Origin of the sequence: Sphingobium sp. CFD-1 (genome assembly GCF_024611115.1) — a bacterium.
Lineage (GTDB): Bacteria > Pseudomonadota > Alphaproteobacteria > Sphingomonadales > Sphingomonadaceae > Sphingobium > Sphingobium baderi_A.
The window spans coordinates 3,069,479-3,089,620 of record NZ_CP084398.1 but is presented as its reverse complement, the minus strand read 5'-3'; the positions used below and the strand labels follow the sequence as shown (position 1 = coordinate 3,089,620).

Annotated in this window: 14 protein-coding genes and 1 tRNA gene; 6 read left to right on the top strand and 9 right to left on the bottom strand. The window is 63.6% G+C overall.

Translation table 11 applies throughout. From position 1 onward, the window contains the following. The first annotated feature begins 16 nt into the window (after positions 1-16). A complete protein-coding gene (locus tag LDB26_RS15565) occupies positions 17-439 on the top strand; it encodes a biopolymer transporter ExbD (protein ID WP_062060909.1) in 423 nt (140 codons plus the stop codon). A gap of 186 nt (positions 440-625) precedes the next feature. Further along, a complete protein-coding gene (locus LDB26_RS15560) occupies positions 626-955 on the top strand; it encodes a PilZ domain-containing protein (RefSeq protein WP_062068228.1) in 330 nt (109 codons plus the stop codon). A gap of 38 nt (positions 956-993) precedes the next feature. Here LDB26_RS15560 and LDB26_RS15555 read toward each other — a convergent pair whose 3' ends face one another. The 3 genes from LDB26_RS15555 to LDB26_RS15545 all read right to left on the bottom strand — a co-directional run bounded on the left by LDB26_RS15555 (position 994) and on the right by LDB26_RS15545 (position 9,192). Beyond that, positions 994-2,781, bottom strand: a complete 1,788-nt coding sequence (locus LDB26_RS15555) for an ABC transporter transmembrane domain-containing protein (RefSeq protein WP_062060906.1) — start codon at positions 2,779-2,781, stop codon at positions 994-996. Between the two features lie 145 nt (positions 2,782-2,926). After that, positions 2,927-7,120: a translocation/assembly module TamB domain-containing protein gene (locus LDB26_RS15550; RefSeq protein ID WP_257539109.1), complete on the bottom strand. Its 4,194-nt coding sequence runs from the start codon at positions 7,118-7,120 to the stop codon at positions 2,927-2,929. Then, positions 7,120-9,192: a BamA/TamA family outer membrane protein gene (locus LDB26_RS15545; protein WP_373886121.1), complete on the bottom strand. Its 2,073-nt coding sequence runs from the start codon at positions 9,190-9,192 to the stop codon at positions 7,120-7,122. The genes LDB26_RS15550 and LDB26_RS15545 overlap by 1 nt, the downstream gene beginning before the upstream one ends. Before the next feature lie 181 nt (positions 9,193-9,373). On the opposite strand from LDB26_RS15545, the gene recJ reads away from it, so the two are divergent. Together recJ and LDB26_RS15535 are read left to right on the top strand one after the other, a co-directional pair. Continuing rightward, positions 9,374-11,140: a single-stranded-DNA-specific exonuclease RecJ gene (gene recJ / locus LDB26_RS15540; RefSeq protein ID WP_257539108.1), complete on the top strand. Its 1,767-nt coding sequence runs from the start codon at positions 9,374-9,376 to the stop codon at positions 11,138-11,140. A gap of 99 nt (positions 11,141-11,239) precedes the next feature. Next, positions 11,240-11,315, top strand: a tRNA-Glu gene (locus LDB26_RS15535). A gap of 225 nt (positions 11,316-11,540) precedes the next feature. On the opposite strand, the gene LDB26_RS15530 is transcribed toward LDB26_RS15535, so the two are convergent. From LDB26_RS15530 to paoA, 5 genes are all read right to left on the bottom strand, one after another. Then, complete coding sequence (locus LDB26_RS15530) at positions 11,541-12,125, bottom strand: RES family NAD+ phosphorylase (RefSeq protein WP_257539107.1); 585 nt, start codon at positions 12,123-12,125, stop codon at positions 11,541-11,543. A 110-nt stretch (positions 12,126-12,235) separates the two neighbouring features. Then, a complete protein-coding gene (locus LDB26_RS15525; protein WP_257539105.1) occupies positions 12,236-12,757 on the bottom strand; it encodes an MbcA/ParS/Xre antitoxin family protein in 522 nt (173 codons plus the stop codon). A gap of 83 nt (positions 12,758-12,840) precedes the next feature. Continuing rightward, complete coding sequence (paoC, locus tag LDB26_RS15520) at positions 12,841-15,039, bottom strand: aldehyde oxidoreductase molybdenum-binding subunit PaoC (protein WP_257539103.1); 2,199 nt, start codon at positions 15,037-15,039, stop codon at positions 12,841-12,843. Positions 15,040-15,042: 3 nt separating this feature from the next. Then, positions 15,043-15,993: a xanthine dehydrogenase family protein subunit M gene (locus LDB26_RS15515; protein WP_062060860.1), complete on the bottom strand. Its 951-nt coding sequence runs from the start codon at positions 15,991-15,993 to the stop codon at positions 15,043-15,045. After that, on the bottom strand, positions 15,990-16,625 hold the full coding sequence (gene paoA, locus LDB26_RS15510) for an aldehyde dehydrogenase iron-sulfur subunit PaoA (RefSeq protein ID WP_257539102.1): 636 nt from the start codon (positions 16,623-16,625) through the stop codon (positions 15,990-15,992). Before paoA ends, LDB26_RS15515 begins: the two co-directional genes overlap by 4 nt. Before the next feature lie 323 nt (positions 16,626-16,948). Here paoA and LDB26_RS15505 point away from each other — a divergent pair, with 323 nt between their 5' ends. Together LDB26_RS15505 and LDB26_RS15500 are read left to right on the top strand one after the other, a co-directional pair. Next, positions 16,949-17,251 (top strand): hypothetical protein, encoded by a 303-nt coding sequence (locus LDB26_RS15505; protein ID WP_062068220.1) that lies wholly within the window; start codon positions 16,949-16,951, stop codon positions 17,249-17,251. Next, complete coding sequence (locus tag LDB26_RS15500; RefSeq protein ID WP_062060854.1) at positions 17,251-18,840, top strand: PepSY domain-containing protein; 1,590 nt, start codon at positions 17,251-17,253, stop codon at positions 18,838-18,840. Before LDB26_RS15505 ends, LDB26_RS15500 begins: the two co-directional genes overlap by 1 nt. A gap of 286 nt (positions 18,841-19,126) precedes the next feature. Here the strand turns inward: LDB26_RS15500 and LDB26_RS15495 are convergent, their stop codons facing one another. Then, positions 19,127-20,077 (bottom strand): LysR family transcriptional regulator, encoded by a 951-nt coding sequence (locus LDB26_RS15495; protein ID WP_257539101.1) that lies wholly within the window; start codon positions 20,075-20,077, stop codon positions 19,127-19,129. Between the last annotated feature and the right edge of the window lie 65 nt (positions 20,078-20,142).

Genomic DNA, 20,142 nt, shown 5'->3' with positions numbered 1-20,142 from the left:
CTAGGAGTATCGCCCCATGGCTATGAGTGCCGGAAAAGATGACGGCGAACCAATGATGGAAATGAACACGACGCCGCTTATCGACGTCATGCTCGTTCTCCTCATCATGTTCATCATCACGATCCCGATCCAGACCCACGCGGTCAAGATCGACCTGCCGCAGAATGCGCCGCCGACGGACAGCGTGATCGATCCCGTCAAGAACAAGGTCGCAATCGATCCCAGCGGTGTCATCACTTGGAACGGTTCCTCGATCGACCTGCTGACCCTGCGTCAGTATCTGCAGCAATCGCTGCGTCTGCCAGTTGAGCCGGAACTGCAGTTCCAGCCCAATGCCCAGACCCGCTATGTTGTGGTCGATCAGGTGTTGGCGGAAATTAAACGCGCTGGCGTCACGAAGCTGGGCTTCGTTGGCAATGAGCAATATGGGAACTTCTGATACCGCCGCCGCGCTGGGGAGAGGATAATCCTGCTTTCTGGCGTGTTGGAAGAGAAGTTTCTACCTGCCCAAAGGGCCGCTTCGGCGGCCCTTTTTTTGTCATGCATATACGCTGGGGGCTGCTCGTTAACTTTTTTGTTACGATGAAGGCCCATGTAAAAATGTGACATGACGCGACATCGGACCATCGATGCCGAACGGCAGCCAGGGCCGGATCGGAGAGGACGGGGGGCGGAACGGCGGTCCGTGTCGATCGATGTCAGGATTCGGCGGCCAGGCGAAAATTGGTTCACAAGCCGGATCACAAATCTGTCTCTCGCGGGCTTTCGCCTTCAAAGTTTCGCGAAGCTGACCCCTGGCAAGGAATTGTGGATCGCTTTACCAGGTTTCGAAGGGCGCCGGGCTATCGTGCTGTGGACGCGGGCGCATGAATCGGGATGTGCTTTCGACAGACCCCTACACCCCGCAATTTTCGATCATGTCATCGGACTGGCGCGTCAAGATCTCCTGAATTGAGCGAATTATTTTTGGGTCGGCGCAATGCGCCGGAATGTTCAGGCGGGCACGCCGTCTTGGAACTGCAACCGCGCCAATCGGGCATAAAGGCCGCCTTCAGCCACCAACGTGGCGTGATCGCCCTGTTCAACCACCTGGCCTTCATCCAGCACGACAATATGGTCGGCCGCGCGAACGGTTGCCAGGCGGTGGGCGATGACGATCGTCGTTCGGTTCCGCATCAGCCGCTCAAGCGCGTCCTTGACCAGCTCTTCCGATTCGGCATCCAGAGCGGAAGTGGCTTCATCCAGCAGCAATATGGGCGCATCGCGTAGCAAGGCGCGGGCAATCGAAATGCGCTGACGCTGACCGCCCGACAGACGCGAGCCACCTTCGCCCAGATGGCTGTCCAGCCCATCGGGCAAGGCTCGCAGAAAAGCTTCGGCATTGGCGGCCCGTGCGGCAACCCAGATCTCTTCATCCGAAGCGTCCCATCGGCCGTATCGCAGATTGTCACGCGCTGATCCTGCAAAGATGATGCTTTCCTGCGGAACCAGAGCGATCATAGAACGCAGGGTAGCCGGATCTGCCTGTGTCAGGGGAATACCGTTCAGGCGTATTTCGCCCGCATCCGGATCATAAAAGCGCAGGGCTAACTGGATCAGGGTCGACTTGCCTGCACCCGAAGGGCCGACAATCGCCATGGTCTGTCCAGGCGCGATATCCAGTGACACACCCTTGAGCGCTGCTTGGTCCGGGCGGGTGGGATAATGGAAATGAACCTTGTCGAACTCCAGTCGGGCACCGTCAGGAAGGTACGGAAGTGCTTTGGGCTGCGCTGGAGGGAGGATCTGAGGTTCAGCGGCCATCAATTCATGTAAACGGCTGGCCGCGCCGGCGCCGCGCAGAAGATCTCCCCACGTTTCCGACAGGGCGCCAAAAGCCCCGGCAACCAGGCCGCCGGTCAGCACGAAAGCGGCGATGCTTCCGCCCGAAAGCCGTCCTGCGGACACATCGACTGCGCCCTGCCACATCACGGCGGTGATCGATCCGAAAACCAAGGCGATCACCACTGCGGTCATAGCAGCGCGCAGCAAAATCCGGCGACGCGCGGTATCGAAACCTGCCTCGACCGTGCTGTCGAATCGCGCCGCTTCACGCTTTTCCTGTCCGAAGGCCTGAACAACTTTCATTGCGCCCAGCACTTCGGATGTCACGCTGCCAACATCGGCCAACCTGTCCTGACTGGTGCGGGACAGTTTACGGACGCGGCGGCCAAGGCTCACCATGGCCAGCACGATCGCTGGAATGCCCAGAAGGAGCAAAGCGGCCAGCTTGGGAGCCAGGGCGAACAGATAGACCAATCCGCCAATCCCCGTGACGATATTGCGGAGTGCCACCGATACGGTGGAGCCGACGACCTGGTCGATGATGGCCGTGTCGGACGTCATGCGTGATGCTATTTCGGAAGGACGGTTTTCCTCGAAGAAACGGGGGGCTTGCCGCAGCAGATTGGCCTGCGTGGCGGATCGTATGTCGGCGACCACCCGTTCGCCCAGCCATGCCACGAAATAAAAACGCAGTGCAGTGGCGATGGCCAGAATGGTGACGATCAGGAACAGATATTCGAACCAGCGGCCAATATCGCCGCCGCCAATGAAGCCCCGGTCGATGACCAGCCGGAAACCGGCCGGAATGGCAAGCGTGGCGGCGGAAGATACCAGCAAGGCTATGAGCGCTCCGCCGATACGGGAGGGATAACGCCGCGCGAAACCCCACACCATCCCGAGGCTGCCGAGGGACGGACGCTCGGCGGCGCGGGGCGATGACTGTGTCATATCATCCATGATGGCCGCGCTTAGCAGTCCAGCCCGCAAGCCTCAATGGCCGTCCCGACCGGACAGCCATTTAGGAGCGGACGTGTCGAAGGCAGGTGGGACCTTGGCTGCCGTGGGAGCCGTAAATCCCATCCACGACAGCCCTCCGTCGTCCTCAATAATCCTTCGAATAGCGCAGGTTTGCAGAGGACCCCGTATTAGTGCCGGTTTTCGACAGCAGGCTTAACGTCTTGGACAGTGCAATTTCGAGTTGGGTTGCCGTGAAGCCCTTGGGGTCGGTAATCACCTCCACATAGACATTGTTGGAGATATGCTGCCCGACCGCCAGCGACGTGCCGCGCCCGGTCGCCTCGTCCCCACCGACAATGCCGATGCGGTCGAGGCCGGAAGCGCCCTGCAACTTGCCCAGCGGATTGAGGCCCCCGCTGCCGCCGCGCAGGCCGTTCAGCGCCACCGCCAGTTGCACCGCCTGCGTCGCCGACAGGTTCGCCACATTGCTGCCGAACAGGATGCGCGCCAATATCTCGTCCTGCGGCAAGGTCGGGTTGGATATGAAGCTGATGTCGGGCCGCTGCGCCGAGCCGTTGACCGCGATTCCCGCTGTGACGGCGTCGATCTTCGTTTCCGCGCGGATCGCCAGCGTCGGGTTCATCATCTCCCCTTCAAAGGTGATGACGCCCTGTTCCAGCTCGAACTGATGGCCCGAGAAGCTGTAGCGGCCCCGTATCACCTCGATCTTGCCGACCACGCGCGGATTGGCGGTGGTGCCGGTGACGCGCATGTTGGTTTTCCATTCGGAATCGAGGCCCATGCCGGTCACATAGATTTCATTGTCCGCCCGCACCCGGATATCGAGCTTCCAGTCGGCGGGCTTGGCCGCCGCCTGCCGCGCCGCAATGCGCTGGTCCAGGATATCCGTGCCCTCGCCCTTGCGCCGCACGCCTTGCAGTTGGCGGATGTCGGTGCCGCCCTGCCACGCCACGCGGTAGCGGGTTTCGGGCAGCGACAGGTCGCCCTTGATAAGCCCGCCATCGGCCGCGCTGTTGGTGATGGCGAGCGTGCCGCTGACGACGCTGGTGATGGCTTCGCTGCGGGCGAGGCGGGCGCGGTCCATCTTCACCGCGATGTTCATCGGAAAGCCGCTGTCCGCCGCGAGGCCTACGGTCCCGCTCGCCTGCACGGTGCCGTCGCCCGCCCGGCCGGAAAAGTCCCTGATCTCCAGCCGGTCGTTGGTGAAGCGCCCGTCCAGCCGCATTTGCGTGACCCGCGTGCCGAACGTCTCATTTTCATAGGTCAGCGCATTGGCGCGGACGAGGCCGTTGATGCGCGGATCGTTCACCCGGCCGCCAAAGTCCGCCGCCACCGCGATCGGTCCCGTCAGCCGCTGATCGGCCAGCCCCGCGAAGGAGAAGAGCACATCGGCAGGCCCGGCATAGCGGATGCCTCCGCCCAGCGGCGCGGCCATCAGTTGCTCGGACCAGCTTGCACCCGGTCCGGGCGGCGCCAGCGTTGCGATGAAGCGGCCCAGCGACGCATTGCCGCGGCGGATGACGCCGCGCAGGTCGCCGCCCGCCGCCGTCAGCTTGCCTTCGACATTCATCGCCACCGGATCGGACACGGCGGTCAGGCTGGAGCGGCGGAAGTCGCTGATCGCCAGCCGCGTCGTCGCGATGGGGAAGGCGTTTCCTTCCTGCGCGAAGTCCAGCGTCCCCGTCGCCCGCCCGCCAATGCCGATGCCGGGGCTGAACATGTTGACGATGGCGAGGTCGAAATCCTTGAACCGCGCCTGCAACGCCGTGCGGTCGCCGAAACGGCCGGCCAGATCGACTTTCCCCTGCGGCAGCACCAGCGTCGCCGGTTCCAGCCTGTATCCACCCTGCTCGATGCGGATGATCGCGGGCTTGGCGAGGCGGAAGTCGACATTGCTCGCCTTGCCCTGCACCGCCACGGCATAGAGCGTGGGCCGCAGCGCCGCATTGACCGCTATGGAAAAGGGCACGCCGCTCGACCCGTCGGCGACAAGCTGCGCGCGGCCCCGCCCGCCCTGATAGTCGATCCTGGCCCGCGCCTTGCGCACGATATAGTCGCCATAAGCCGCGTTCGCCATCTGCACATCGGCCACTATGCGCGGCTGGTCCGTCAGCACCATGGAGGCGCTGACGAGCGCGCGCCCGATCACCACATCGGCCTCGCCCGGCAGCTTCGCATTGCTGGCGGCGGCGTTCACGTCGACGCCCTGCGCCTCGCCGACCGCCGCCAGACGAACGGCGCCGTTGATGCCCGATCCGTTCAGGGAAAGTTGGCCCGCGAACGGCCCTGCCTGCGTCTGGCGCAGTGTCCCCGCCATATCCACGCCCGCAAAGCGCGCCCTGGTCACGTCGATGGTGAGCGGTCCCTGCGCCGTGCGGATCAGCACATTGGCGAAGAAGGGGCCATAGTCAGACCCGCCCGTCGCCTCCAGCCGGTATCCCGCCGCCTCGCCGTTCAGCTTTGCTACCACATCGCGCAACTGCACGCCGACATTGGGCCGCGCCGCGCGCAGCACCGCCTGCGGCCGCTCCATCGTGCCGCGCACGGCCAGCGTCAGCGGCCCATATTGCTTCGACGCCGCCGCCGCGTCGAAGGTGATCGCGCCGTCCGTGTCATAGCTGCTGGAGCCGGACAGAATTCGGAAATTGGGCGCGGCGCCTTTGAGGCCCGCCAGCGTGAACTTGCCCTCCGGCGTCATGCCGATCCGCCCGCTCGCGACGGCGTTGCCGCCCAGGAAATCGCGCACCGACGCATTGTCCCATCGCGCGGTCCGCACGCCGAACTTGCCCGACAGGCCAAAGCCGCCCTTCGGCCCCGGCACCAGCTCCATGTCCGTGGTCAGGTTCACGATGCCGACGCCGTCGACCTTGTAATCATTGACCCGCCCCTTGAGCGCGCCGCGATAGATGGCGTTGTCGAGGTCGGCGAGGACAATGGCCGTCGCGTCGATCCGGTTGCTGTTGATCTTGAGGTTGTCGCTGATGAGCTTTCCGCCTGCATAAGCGAAGTCGCCCTTCACGCGCAGATTTTCGAGCAGGCCCCCAGCGGCGGCGTTAAGGCCCGTCACCCGCCGCGCCGTGGCGCTCACCGGGATGCGGATGCGATCCGCGTCGATCACCGCCCGCCCGCTGGCCTTCAATCCTTCGATACCGGTTGCGTCGAAGGCGAGCATGGCCGCCGTGATGTCATAGTCGACAAAGGGCGTCGCCATCGGCCCGTCGAGAATGACGGAGGCGCGCACGTCCCGGCCCTTCACCTTTTCCATGATCGCGCCGGGCGTCAGCAGCGCCGCGTCGATCTTGAGCGCGCTGAACCGGCTCTTGCCCAAGTCGATGAGGCCCTGCGCGTTCGCCGCCAGCGCAGGCGAACGCAATGTGCCTTTGAGGTTCACGCGCCGCTCGTTGAGGCCCGCGAACAGGTCCACGTCGAAGGCGGGAGTCGTCAGTCGGTCCACCGTCCCGGCAAAGACGAGGCCGGGCCGCAGCGGACCTTTGGCGGTGAAATTCCCATCCCGCGCCGCCAGTGCGATATTCGCAAGCTCGCCCTTGGGCGATGTCGCGACCAGCCGCCCGTCCCATGCCTGCCATGTGCCCTTGCCGTCGAGCGTCGCGGTGACGCCGTCGGTCAATCCCGTCATCGCCGCGATCACGCCGCCCTTGGGTGCGGTGAGCGTCCCCTTCATGGCGAGGCGGTTCTGCGCGGGCACGGCGTCCAGGCTCGCGGCCAGACGGTCGCCGCTGTCCACCACGGCATTGGCGGAAAGCTGCGCGCGCCCGTCCGCGATATGGGTCACGCCGTCGATGGCGATTTCCCGCTTCTGCCCGATGACGGGCTTGGCAAGGATGAACCGCGCCAGCTTCATCCGGTCCACGTCGATGTCGAGGTCCGGCAGGATCGGCGCGTTGGGATCGGTCGGCGTCTGGTTGAACTGCGGACTGCGCGCCAGCACCACCAGCGGACTCTCCAGCAACTGCACGGAAATATGATTGTTGATGTAGCGGAACGGGCGCCACACCACATGCACTTGCGGACTGACGGCGAACACGCCCTTGGGATCGCGCAGGACGAGGTCATGGATCACCATGTCGCTGTAGATCGACCCGTCGATCCGCCCGACCTCGATCGCCATGCCGGATTCCATCTTGAGCGCGGCGATCTGGCGGATCAGGAATGTCTTGCCCGGCTGGGTATTGAGGAACAGCAAAAGTCCTACAGCCAGCACGGCCAGCGCCACGACCAGGCCCGCCGCGCCGATGGCGATCTTCGCCCAGAGCGGACGTCCCGGACGGGCTGGGGGAGGGGGAGTATCGTCCGCCATCAGAATGCCTGCCCTATGCCGATATAGAGGGCGAATTTGGATTCGCCCGGCTGCCGGTTGATCGGCATGGCGATATCCGCGCGGAACGGTCCGAAATTGGTGTAGAAGCGCCCGCCTATGCCGACGCCGTACCGAATGTCGGAGAATTTGGGCATGGCGCTTTCATAGACCTGCCCCGCGTCGACAAAGGCGACGATGCCGTAATTGCCGAACCGATAGCGCCCCTCGACCGCGAACTCGTTCACGGACCGGCCGCCGACCGGATCGTTGTTCGCGTCCTTTGGCCCCAACTCCTGATAGCCATAGCCGCGCACCGATCCGCCCCCGCCCGCATAGATGCGCCGTGACGGGGCGATGTCGTCGCGCGCCGCCCCGGTGATCGTGCCCACCCGCGTGCGCGCCGCGACCACCAGACTGTCGGACACCGGGTAATAGCCCGCCAGATCGAAGGTCGCCCGGACATAGGGCGACACATTGCCCTGCAAGGAGGCTTCGGGCGACACGCGCAGATTGGCGCGGAATCCCTTGGTGGGATCGAGCAGGTCGTTCGACCGGTCATAGCCAAGCTGCATCGGCAATGCGCCGATGAAATAGGTCAGCCGCTTGGCGTCGCCCGTACTTTCGTCGACCGTGGTCTTTTCGTTCGAAAGCAGCACTTCGACGCCATAAGTATAAGTCCATCGCTTCTGGAAGATCGGCGTCGACTGGCGGGAGATGCTGGCGTTGAGGCCCAGGGTGAAGGCTTCATAGGCGTCATATTTCTGGTGATTGACGTTGACGCCCGCCTGGAACGTCCGGTCGCGCTTGCCTGCGTTGGACCGGCGGAAGGTGCCCGATACGCCCTGTTCCTGCGTCCCCGCGATCACCCCGCCGATCAGCGCGCCTTCGGGCGGGAAGAGATTGCGGTGCGTCCATGTCCCTTCGGCCCGGAACCCCTGCCCGGTGCCATAGCCCAGCTCGCCCGCCAGCGTGCGCGGCGGCCCGGCTTCCTGCTCGACATGCAGGTCGACATATTCCGTGCCGTCCGGTCCCGGCGCGCCGGTCTGCACCGGATCGACGGCGACGCTGGAAAACAGCCCCGTCGCCACCAGCGCGCGGCGCAGGTCGTCCACCTTGCGGCTGTCGTAAAGCTCGTCCGGCTTGAAGCGGCTGATGACTTTCATATGATCCGCGCCGAACGCCTGCTTCTTTCCGCTGGTGGCGATGCCCCGGAAGGAGCCGCGCGGTCCTGTTTCGACCGGCAGCGTATAGTCGCCCGTCACGGTGGCGGGATCGAGCAAGATATCGCGGTCCCCGACCTTCACGAAGGGATAGCCGTTCTCCGGCAGCTTGAGCGCGACATTGGCCTCCGCGCCCTCCACCTGCGCCGCCACGATATAATCGCCGGTCTTGAGCGGCAGGCTGTCGCGGATCAGGCCCGGCGGCACGGTCGGCCCCGCATTGATGACGATGTCGCCGATCCGGTATCTTTTCCCCGGCGTCACCGAAACCACTGCCTTCAGCGCGCCGTCGCCCGACTGTTCCAGCGAGGACAGCGCCGTTCCGTCATAATAGCCCTCCGAATAGAGCAGCCGCACCGCGAGCGCCTCATCCTCCTGCGCGCGGGCCTGCACCATGGCGGCGGTGTCCGCCTTGCCTTTGCCGTCGACCAGGGCGGAGGCTTCCCGGAATTCGTCTTCCAGTCCGGTGCCGTCGAAACCCTCCACCGAAACCGCATAATGCACGGCGGGCAGTTTTTCGTCGGGAACATCTTCAGCGACCTGCGCGGGCACCGTCACGCTGTCGAGCGCGGGCAGGGGCTGGGCCAGTTCTGCGTCGGCGGCCGGCTCGGTGGTGGGCGGCAATTCCCCGGGCGTTGCGGCGGTCTGCGGCATCTGCTGATCCAGCCAGCTGTCGACGGACGGCAGCGGCGATGCGGCGTCCGATGGCGCGTCGCCCAGAGGGGGCAGGCGCTGTTCGAACTGGTCGTCTGACAGGATCGGCTTTTCAGGCTCGGGCGCGGGCTGGTCTACATTGGCGGGAGGTGGTGTCTGGGCCATCAGAGTGGGTGGGCACGCCGCGATCATAGCCATGCCGATGGCATGCCCCATCCCGGTTCTGCGCCTGTCGCCCGTCAATCTTTTGCCCCTTTCATGCCCGCTCTTTCACAGGAGCGTGGAATTGACAATACGCTCAATGTCTTGTGCAGGTTCCAAACCCGCTACGATCGACGGCGCGCTTCCCTCGGCGGCGGGACGGGTCTACAGCCGTGCCATGACGATCTCGCTGAACATCTCCCGCTCCATATCGGGCCAACCCTGGCGCTGGCGCGGGCAGGGGGCGGATGCCCGCGATCCCGGTTATCGCCCCGACGATCTGGTGACGCAATTGCTGCTGGCACGCGGCTGTCCGCGTGAGGCGGTGGAGGCGCACCGCAATCCCACCATCCGCCATTTCATGCCCGACCCCAGCCTGTTCCGCGACATGGACGCCGCCGCCGACCGGCTCGCTGACGCCGTGCAGCGTCAGGAGGATGTCCGCATCTTTGGCGATTATGACGTGGACGGCGCGACCAGCGCGGCGCTGCTGATCCGGCTATTGCGCGATCTGGGACTGAACGCGAAACCCTATATCCCTGATCGCCTGATGGAAGGCTATGGTCCATCGGGCGAGGCGCTGGTGCGGCTGGCGGGAGAGGGCGCGAGCCTGATCGTCACCGTCGATTGCGGCGCGCAGGCTTTCGACGCGTTGCTGCAAGCGAAGCAGGCCGGCGTCGATGTGGTCGTGGTCGATCATCACAAATGCGCCGCCGCGCTTCCCGAAGCCTTCGCGCTGGTCAACCCCAACCGCCTCGATGAAGCGGATGAAGCCGCCGCGCATGGCCATCTGGCGGCGGTGGGCGTGGCCTTCCTGCTGGGCGCAGCGCTGGTGCGGACATTGCGTGCGCGCGGATGGTTCGCGGCGCGATCCGAACCGCCGCTCATGGAATTGCTCGACATCGTGGCGCTGGGCACCGTCGCCGATGTGGCGCAGCTCAAGGGGCTGAACCGGGCCTTTGTGGCGCAGGGACTGAAGGTCATGGCGAAGCGGCGCAATATCGGCCTGGCCGCGCTGATGGACGCCAGCCGCCTTAGCCGCGCGCCGCTGTGCCATGATCTCGGCTTCGCGCTGGGGCCGCGCATCAATGCGGGCGGGCGCGTGGGCAAGGCGGATCTGGGCGTGCGCCTGCTGACGACCGAGGATCCGCTGGAAGCCGCCCGCATCGCGGCCGCACTCGACCGTCTCAACGAAGAGCGGCGCGCCATCGAATCGCTGGTGCAGGAACAGGCGGAGGCGTTGCTGGAGGCGCAGGGCAATCGTGCTGTTGCACTGGTCTCCGGTGCGGGCTGGCATCCCGGCGTCATCGGCATCGTGGCGGGCCGCCTTAAGGAGAAAGCGGGGCGTCCCGCCATCGTCATCGCCCTCGACGAAGACGGCATCGGCAAGGGGTCGGGCCGGTCCATATCCGGCGTCGACCTGGGTGCCGCCGTCCTCGCCGCCAAGGATGGCGGTCTGCTGGTCGCCGGCGGGGGTCATGCCATGGCGGCGGGCCTGACCGTTGCGGCGGAAAAGCTGGATGCGCTGATCGATTTCCTCGACGATCGCCTTTCCGCCGCCGTGGCCCGTTCCCGCGACGACCGCGCCCTGATGATAGACGCCGTGCTCGCGCCTGCCGGGGTCAATCCCGATTTCGTCGCGGCGATGGAAGCCGGCGGTCCCTATGGGGCGGGCTGGCCCGCGCCGCTCATCGCGTCCGGGCCCATGCGCGTCATCAAGGCGGATGTGGTCGGCAACGGCCATTTGCGCGCCATCATGGCGGGCGACGATGGCCGGTCGATCAAGACCATCGCCTTCCGCAAGGCCGAAACGGAACTGGGGCAGGCCATTCTCGCAGCGCCCAGGGATCGGCGGCTTTGGGTGGCTGGCCGGGCGAAGATCGACGATTGGGGCCCGCGCCCCGCTGCCGAACTCCATCTGGAAGACGCCGCCTGGGCCGATTGAAACAAAGCTGCATTTTGATGACCTAAGGGGGTTGACCGGCGCGAAGCCAACCCCTAATGCCCGCCTCGCTTCGCAGCATCGCTCAGGCGGACTGCATGTGGCCCCTTCGTCTAGCGGTCTAGGACGCGGCCCTTTCACGGCTGAAACACGGGTTCGATTCCCGTAGGGGTCACCACCTTGCTTTTGCAGGGTTTTAACTCTCCAAAGAGAGCCTCACCCCTTGAGGGAAGAGTTGCCAGCCAGATTTTACATACAGATTTCCGGTGGGGAGTGCTGGTCTGTGGTCCAATGATGAACGATCCTGTCCTTGGCGATCTTCCGGGCGTTTGCGCCGTCATGTGAGAAACTGATGCCAAATGAGCAGGCCTGTGCCCTTTAACGGACTGGACGCCCAATCCGATTACTGCTTGAGATGTCGGATATTGATGGCATCCAGGCGCCGCACGTAGATCGCGCGCGCTCCGGCTTCGACGCTGATTTCGAAATGATCGGTTTGCATTACGTCGATGATGTTAGTCGGGATGTAAGAAACAATATTCGTTCCGCCTTTGCGACGGAGGCTGTCAAATATGATGCCGGCCTTTTCTTCAGTCCGAATGACTTCTCCAAATTGCTGGGCAGCATCATAGCTGTCGGATCGATAAATATCTTTGAGACTGCTCTGTAGCGCACGAAGGTCGTGATAATCATCGCCAAGCAGCCTGGCTGAATAAGTCCGGTAGGTTCGGTTCATGCTCGGCACGTTGCGGGCGATCGCTTCGCGGCGCAGATGGTGTCCGACCTCCGCAGCCGCTGTCTCGATCTCGCTGGATGCATACCAGGCACCGAGATCCGGGCCGTTGAAGCGCATGCCCCGGGGGGCCGTATGCAGGAACGTGGCCATGATGACCCCGGAATTGGCGCGGCCATAGACCCATTGGGACTTGGGTAGCCGGGCCAGGCGATCGGCCACCAGACGGTCGTTGGTCCAGCCGGCAAGTTCCATGACGGCCTCCGCATCGGCTGCCGTGGCGACTGTGTCGAAGAGCCCGATCGGAGGAAAGCGGGATGGGATGAGGCGAAAGCTTGGATGCGGCGCGCTTGAAAGTGTGCCTGTCACTGGAATATGATCTCGCTATCCTCACAGGGCACGAAATCCGCTTCTGTGGCTGTTGGAGGCATGTAGAGACCTCCCCGCGCCGCATCGAGGAAACGACGGATGGTCATCAGGCCGTCCTGCGTCCCGTTGGTGGCTAGGTCGAGCGGCGGATTCCCGCCGAACGGGCGTGCATTATGTGGTTGGCGCAACCAGGCGACGCCTTCACGTTCTTCGGTGAAGAGTACGCGCAAAGCCTGATGGATGCCCAGTATTGCGGAGATGCGTGTCAGCACGTCGACATCTAGGGTGATCGAGCCATGCTCACGCGCCTGCTTGCACCAGTTGTGGAAGGTGGAGCGGGATGGATAGCCGAGGATCAAGCGGCGCTGCTGCTCCGTCAGGCCCCACAGATCGGCGATAACCAGGAAGGTACGCAAGGCTGGCGCGCTCAGGCGACGGCGGTTGACCGGCTCGAAACGGGAAAGATCGAGCACGGCAGGGCCGGCATTTATCGCTGCATCATTGGGCTGTTCGATCATCTTGCGCCTCCAGATCAAGGCATAGTCCATATTTGGACATGCAACAAGGGAAAGCAGCGATGCATTTTTGTAGCGGGCAATGCTCACACGGGCTGCGGCAGCCGGTCGAGATGCTTGTCCAGCGTGATCGGATAGTCGCGCACCCGCACGCCTGTGGCATTGTAGATCGCATTGGCGACAGCAGCGCCGACACCGCACAGGCCCAGTTCGCCCACGCCCTTCGCTTTCATTGGCGAGGATATGGGATCGACCTCGTCCAGGAAGATCACCTCCTGATGCGGAATGTCGGCGTGGACCGGCACTTCATAGCTCGCAAGGTCGTGGTTGACGAAGAACCCGAAGCGTTTGTCGACCGCCAGTTCCTCCATCAACGCGGCGCCGACACCCATGGTCATTGCGCCGATCACCTGGCTGCGCGCTGCCTTGGGATTGAGGATGCGTCCAGCCGCGCAGACCGCCAACATCCTGCGGATACGGGTTTCTCCGGTGAAGCCGTCGACTGCCACCTCCACGAAATGGCCGGCAAAGGTCGACTGCTGATATTGTTTGTCGAGATTGCCATATTCGATGAAGTCCTCGGCCACCAGTTCGCCGTTGCGGGCTGCATCGGCCAGTTGTGCGGTGCGATTGCCCGAACGGACCTGTCCATTGCTGAACTGCGCGTCGGTGGCGTTGAAGCCAAGCTGTTGCGCCACGGCTTCGCGCAACTTGACGCAAGCGGCATAGACGCCCGCAGTGGCGTTGTTCGCGCCCCACTGGCCACCTGATCCGGCCGAGGCCGGAAAATCGGAATCGCCCAGTTTCACGACGACCTGATCGAGGGTGATGCCCATCATTTCCGCTGCCGTCTGGGCAATGATCGTATAGCTGCCGGTGCCGATGTCGGTCATGTCGGTTTCCACCGTCACGATGCCCTGTGCGTCCAACCGGACCCGGGCGGCAGACCGGGTGAGCAGATTGTTACGGAATCCCGCCGCCACGCCCATGCCGACCAGCCAGCGCCCGTCCCGCACCGCGGCTGGCTTGGCGTTGCGGCGATCCCAGCCGAATTTCTCCGCGCCGGTGCCTAAGCATTCAACCAGTTGGCGCTGTGAAAAGCGACGCTGGGGATTGGCCGGATCGACCTGCGTGTCGTTGAGGATGCGAAATTGCACCGGGTCCATGCCCAGCTTTTCCGCCATTTCGTCGATGGCGATTTCCAGCGCCATCAGGCCCGGCGCTTCGCCCGGAGCGCGCATCGCATGGCCTTCCGGCAGGTCAAGCGTGGCAAGGTTCAATGCAGTCAGCCGATTCTCGCCCGCATAAAGCAGTTCGGTCTGTTGTGTGGCTGGTTCGGGCGATCCGCCCGGCAGATTGCCCGACAGGCTTTCATGCGCGATCGCCGTGATCTTCCCTTCGGGCGAGCAGCCGATGCGGATGCGTTGCCGCGTTGCAGGCCGATGCGTGGTGTTGTTGGCCATGAGGGGCCGGCTCAGCGCTACTTTGACTGGGCGGGCTACCGCTTTTGCGGCCAGTGCCGCCAGAACCGCGTCTGAACGGATAAACAGCTTTCCGCCGAAACCGCCGCCGATATAGGGAGAATCGAGGCGGACATTCTCTGGAGCGAGATTGAGCATCTTCGCGATCGCTCCCTTGCTCCACGCGATCATCTGGTTGGATGTCCATAAAGTCAGCTTGTCGCCTGCCCACGACGCGATGCTGGCATGGGGTTCCATCATCGCATGGGTTTCGTCCGGCGTGGTATAATGGGCGTCGATCTTCACCGGCGCGGCGGCAAAGGCGCTTTCGAAGTCGCCGACTCGTTTGATGCCGCTGCGCTCGTCCGCAGGTTTCGCATTGGAAGCCTCCGCCGCCAGATCGAACCGGCCGTCGCTACGCACATAGTCGACCTTGACCAATGCCGCCGCTGCGCGCGCCTGCTCGAAGCTCTCCGCAACGACGATCGCGATCGCCTGGTGATAATGCTGGATGTCGGGCCCGCCAAAGAGGTTGGCGAAGTTCATCGGGCCCAGCGGCAGCGGTGGCATGTCAAGCGTCGAGAGGATGTCGACCACGCCAGGCGCGGCGCGCGCATCCTTGAGGTCGATGGTGTCGACGCGGCCCTTGGCGATGGCTGATCCGACGATGAAGCCATAGGCCTGGCCGGGGGCCACATCGTGCCGTTCATAGGCATAGGGTGCTGTGCCGGTCGTCTTGAACTTCCCGTCGATGCGATCGGTCGGCTGGCCGATGACCTTGAGCTTGTCGATGGGATTGGCGATGGCGGGCGTGTCGAATTTCATCGTCTATTCCCTTGCCTGCGCGATCGCGGCCGCCAGCGTCCGTTCGACCAGAGTGAGCTTGAAGGCGTTATGTTCGGTCGGTCTTGCGCCTGCCAGAAGCTGTGCCGTCACGGCCTTTGCACCGTTGGGCATCTGGGCTTCGGCCGCCTCCACGCGCCATGGCTTCGGCGCGACGCCGCCCAGCGCGACGCGGCCGGTCCCATCCTTGTGGATGACCGCACCGACTGAAATCAGCGCAAAGGCATAGGAGGCTCGGTCGCGCGCCTTATAATAGATATGCGTCCCGCCGATCGGCTTGGGCAGCGTGACGGCAGTGATCAATTCGCCCTTCTCCAGCGCATTTTCCACATGGGGCGTGTCGCCGGGCAAGCGGTGGAAATCGGCGATGGGAATATCGCGGGTCGAACCGTCCGCCCGGATCGTTTCCACCGTGGCGTCGAGCGCACGCATGGCGATCGCCATGTCGCTGGGATGGGTGGCGATGCAGGCATCGCTGGTGCCGATGACGCCAAGCTGGCGGCTGAATCCGCCGATGGCGGCGCATCCGGCGCCTGGCTTGCGTTTGTTGCAGGGCAGGTTGGTATCGTAGAAATAGGGGCATCGCGTGCGCTGGAGCAGGTTGCCTGCCGTCGTCGCCTTGTTACGCAACTGGCCCGAAGCGCCTGCTACCGTCGCGCGGGTCAGAAGACCATAGTCGCGGCGGATGCGCGGATCGCTTGCCATGTCGCTGTTGGTCACCAGCGCACCGATACGCAGGCCGCCATCCTTCGTTTCCTCGATCCTGTCGAAGCCCAGGCCATTGACGTCGATCAGATGGGCAGGAGCCTCGATCTCCAGCTTCATGAGGTCGAGCAGGTTGGTGCCGCCCGCGATGAATTTCGCGTTTGGCGTATATGCGGCCTTGGCGGCGGCATCGCGCGGCGCGGTCGCGCGTTCGTAGGTGAAGGGCTTCATGCCTTCCCTCCTGCAACTTCGGTCATCGCTTCGAGGATATTGGAATAGGCGCCGCAGCGGCAGATATTGCCGCTCATCCTTTCGCGCATCTCTTCGTTGGTGAAGCCGGGTGCGTCCGTCAGGCTGGCGCTGGCATGGCTGGGGACGCCCGCCTTGATCTCCTCTAACACGGCAACGGCCGAGCAGATCTGTCCTGGCGTGCAATAACCGCATTGATAGCCGTCATGCTTGATGAAGGCCGCCTGCATCGGATGGAGCTTGTCGGGCGTGCCCAGCCCCTCGATGGTCGTGACTTCATGCCCTTCATGCATGACGGCGAGAGAGAGGCAGCTGTTGATCCGCTTGCCGTTGACGAGCACGGTGCAGGCGCCGCACTGGCCATGATCGCAGCCTTTTTTGGTGCCGGTGAACTTCAGATGTTCGCGCAAAGCATCGAGCAAGGTGGTGCGCGTGTCGATTTCCAGCGTTTCACGCTTTCCATTGACCGTGAACGAAAGCTGCGAGGTCATTGGCTTGCTCCGAGGCAGTGCGGCGTGCGCGGATGTTTCCGGCAAGGCGCTTGCCGCGACCGAAGCGCCGCTGGCGGCCAATAGCGTTCGTCGTGAAAGTTCAACCTCGCTGGTGCCTTCCATGCCTCATAGCCCTTCCCTGTCGGCGGGACGGCGCTATGCGCTTCGTCACCTACGGAGAAGCGATGTAATATCATGGGAACATGATAACCAACACTTCAATTGGGCATAAGTCATGCAAAATTTTCATGAAAGTGCCGGAAACCTACCCATCCATCGTTGGAGCAGCTTCTGATTGCGGATCGCTGACAGACGGTTCCGGCAGGGGTGGAGTATCGGCAGGCGGATTCTAATATGCGAAAGATTATCAATAGCATTTCTCTTGCCTCTATTCAGCAGGGTCGCTAACGGTCGCAACGGCCCGGAACGAAAGTATGGAGAAAGCCGTGTCGCTGGCTTGGCGTAAGTGGATTCGTATCCTGTTTGCGGGACCAGGTGCAGTCATCGTGACGCTTGTCGTCATGGCCGGAATGCCCCTCTGGCTTCCCGGCGGGGCTGCGGGTGTCGACAATCTGGTCTTGCCCCTGGTCCTGGCGCCCTTGATCTGGGCCGCGCTCTTCTTCCATGCCTGCCTTGACCGCAAGCTGGCGCGTGTGGGCATTGCCGCAATCGCCCTGCTGGTCCTGCATGGCGGACTGGTAGCATTCAAGTTACTCGGCCCGGTCCCCGTCGTGCAGGAGAGCCATTGATGATTCACCTGGAAAAGGACCAGACCAAGCTGATGGTCGCCGTCCACGGCTGGTCGGGCATCGTGCTGGGTTTGCTGCTCTATGCGGTTGTATTCACGGGCATGGCGGCGGTCTTTGCGGAAGAGATCGGCATCTGGTCGGCGGGGCACGTGGAAAGCCGGTCCGCGTTTGAACGGCCGATTGACGGCGCGATCCGGAGTTTGAGCGCCCGGACGCCGGAAAAATATCATGAAGGGGTCGATCTGTTCGAGATCGGCGACCATAATCTGGGGGCCTTCTTTCACCGGCATGAGACCGACCCGGACGGAACGTTCGTCAGCCGAGGCATATATTATCAGCTCGATAGCAAAGGAAATGTCGCCGCAACGCTGCACGGAACCGGGGAGGAAGTATTCGGCCCGCGCAACGATGACGCGCTCAGCAGCTTCCTTGTTGACACGCATGTTCGCTTGCATGTTCCCGATCCCTGGGGCCTGCTGCTGACCGGGATATTGGGTCTTGCCATGCTGGTCGCGGCCATTTCCGGATTGCTGATCCACCGGCATCTGCTCAAGGACATTTTTACCCTGCGCCGCCGGGCCAATCCCGTTCTGGTCGATCGCGATCGGCACAGCGTGGCCGGATCGTGGAGCCTGCCCTTTGCTTTCATCCTCGCATTCACGGGCAGCTTCTTTTCCTTTTTCGGCACGATCGGCGTGCCGGTCGTCGCCATGGCGGCCTTTGGCGGCAATGTTCAGGCGCTCAGCGACGCGGTTTTCGGCAATCCGGGGCCGCCCGATCCCAGGCCCGTCGTCATGGGCAATCTCGACCGGATCACGGCGGACGCCATACGCCGCACCGGAGAAATACCGACCTTCGTTTCGATAGAGAATTTCGGGCGCGCCGATGCAAAGGTGACCAGCTTCCACTCGCCCAAGGCTGGCGATATCGAGCCGGTGACACTGCTCTACGATGGCGCCAAGGCGCAATTCCTGCGGACCAAGCCCTCCATCGGCACCCGACCGTCGGCGGGCGGAACCCTGGCTGCCACCATGGCGCCCCTTCACTTCGGGAATTTCGCGGGTGTCCTTTCCAAGGCGGTCTGGTTCGGGTTGGGCTTTGCGATGTGCTACGTCACGATCACGGGCCTGCGCCTATGGCTTGTGCGCCGGCGTGAAACCATGCGCTCGCTTGAATGGCTGGACCGGACGGTGACGGTCGTGGGCTTTGGTTTGCCGCTGGCGCTGGTGGCGTCCGCTGCCGGGTTCCTCATCACCATGCCGCTGGGATCGGCGACGTTCTGGACGCCTGCGTCTTTCCTGATCGCATCGGGTACCGTGATCGCCGGCGGCTTACTATTCGGATCAGCAACGCTCGTGCGCGCCCTCCAGTTTGTGACCGGCCTCATCATGATGGCGCTTCCGCCCCTGCGCCTTGTTGCCGGGGGGCCGGGCTGGCCGGAAACGATCGCCGTCGGACAGGTCATCATTCCGGCCCTTGATCTTGCCTTTTTTCTCGCGGGCATGTGGACTGTCTGGCAGGCCACCAGGCAACGCGGGCGTCGCGGCGGAGCGGCGTCGTCTGCCTCTTCCACAATGGCCGTTGCATAATGATCTGGGCCTTTCTGGCGAGTGCATTCTCCGCGATCTGCATCCTTATCTTGTGTCTGGGCGATCCTAAGCGAATCCGCGTCGGGCGCGTGCCGAGGCGTGAATGGCGCCGGAGGTCGCGTCAGGCACTGAGCGTTGCGGCCGGTATTCCTGGCCTTCTTCTGGCGCTCAGCGGAGATGCCGCCGCTTTTCTGGTCTGGCTCGGGGCCTGCGCGCTCTGTGGGTGGGTTGTGGCTGTCTGGTTCAGTGCAGGCCGGCAGAAGATGGACTGACCTCTCCGCCGTGATCAGTCCTGCCTGGCCGGATCAAGACAGGAAAGAATCAATCCCTGGAGCCAGCGGAGGCCAGCGTCGCCCGCCATCCGGGTGTGCCAGAGCATGGTCATGTCCATATGACCGTTCGGTTCCCCGGCCTGAACGATAGCGATCTGGCCCGCCTGCGCGCTTTTGCGGGCAAGCTGGCGCGGCACCAGCGCGACAAGGTCCGTGATGGAGACGATGGCGATGGCTGTGAGCGCGTCATGGACATTGCTCGCTTCCCTGGTCACTTCGGAACCTCTGGGTAGGTCGCCGACCGATGTGGCGACGACAAGACGCTCCAGCCCGTTCTCCCAACTGAAAGCGCCATGTCCCGGAAAGGGGCGGCCGGTCGCGACTTGCAGCAGGCCGGAAGCCGGTACGGCTGCGAGCAGCGCGGGGTCGCGCACGACGGCATGGTCGGGCTTTGCGATCCAGACCATCTCCTCACGAAAGAGGTGCTGGCGCAACAGTCGCTTCGGCGCGCTGCCGAACACGCCAAGCGCGATGTCCGTCGCGCCATTGTCGAGCGAGGCAAGGAGATCGGAACCCAGCGCGTGGATGGAGAGCGAGACTTGAGGCGCCAGGGTGCGAACGCGCGCGATCAGATCCGGGATGAGCAGGGTGCAGAAATAGACGCCGGCGCCGATGCGGAATCGGCGGCTGGCGGTAGCAGGATCGAACGGCGCGGTCTCCAGAGCGCCGTGCAACTGGTTCAGCCCGTCCCGAATGCCAGGCGCGATTTCGATAGCGCGCGCGGTCGGCTGCAACCCACCGGCACGCCGCACGAACAGGGGATCGCCGATAGCCTGGCGCAGGCGGGCCAACGCGTGGCTGATCGCGGATTGGGTAAGGCCCAGCCGTTCCGCTGCGCGAGTGACGCTTTGCGTATCATAGAGAGTTTCGAACACGCGAAGAAGATTGAGGTCGATAGTTTGCATGAATATGATTCATAATAAAGCTGGCCAATAATCACTAGGCAGGGAATGTTGCTGCTCTATAGGCA

Bases quoted from the DNA above. Each gene is read 5' to 3' on its own strand.
- LDB26_RS15545 (WP_373886121.1), bottom strand. From the start codon at position 9,192: ATGGCTATGATCGCGGCGTGCCCACCCACTCTGATGGCCCAGACACCA.
- LDB26_RS15495 (WP_257539101.1), bottom strand. From the start codon at position 20,077: ATGCAAACTATCGACCTCAATCTTCTTCGCGTGTTCGAAACTCTCTAT.
- LDB26_RS15555 (WP_062060906.1), bottom strand. From the start codon at position 2,781: ATGGATGATATGACACAGTCATCGCCCCGCGCCGCCGAGCGTCCGTCC.
- LDB26_RS15565 (WP_062060909.1), top strand. From the start codon at position 17: ATGGCTATGAGTGCCGGAAAAGATGACGGCGAACCAATGATGGAAATG.
- paoC (WP_257539103.1), bottom strand. From the start codon at position 15,039: ATGAAATTCGACACGCCCGCCATCGCCAATCCCATCGACAAGCTCAAG.
- recJ (WP_257539108.1), top strand. From the start codon at position 9,374: ATGACGATCTCGCTGAACATCTCCCGCTCCATATCGGGCCAACCCTGG.
- LDB26_RS15530 (WP_257539107.1), bottom strand. From the start codon at position 12,125: ATGGAACTTGCCGGCTGGACCAACGACCGTCTGGTGGCCGATCGCCTG.
- LDB26_RS15500 (WP_062060854.1), top strand. From the start codon at position 17,251: ATGATTCACCTGGAAAAGGACCAGACCAAGCTGATGGTCGCCGTCCAC.
- LDB26_RS15550 (WP_257539109.1), bottom strand. From the start codon at position 7,120: ATGGCGGACGATACTCCCCCTCCCCCAGCCCGTCCGGGACGTCCGCTC.
- LDB26_RS15515 (WP_062060860.1), bottom strand. From the start codon at position 15,993: ATGAAGCCCTTCACCTACGAACGCGCGACCGCGCCGCGCGATGCCGCC.
- paoA (WP_257539102.1), bottom strand. From the start codon at position 16,625: ATGGAAGGCACCAGCGAGGTTGAACTTTCACGACGAACGCTATTGGCC.
- LDB26_RS15525 (WP_257539105.1), bottom strand. From the start codon at position 12,757: ATGATCGAACAGCCCAATGATGCAGCGATAAATGCCGGCCCTGCCGTG.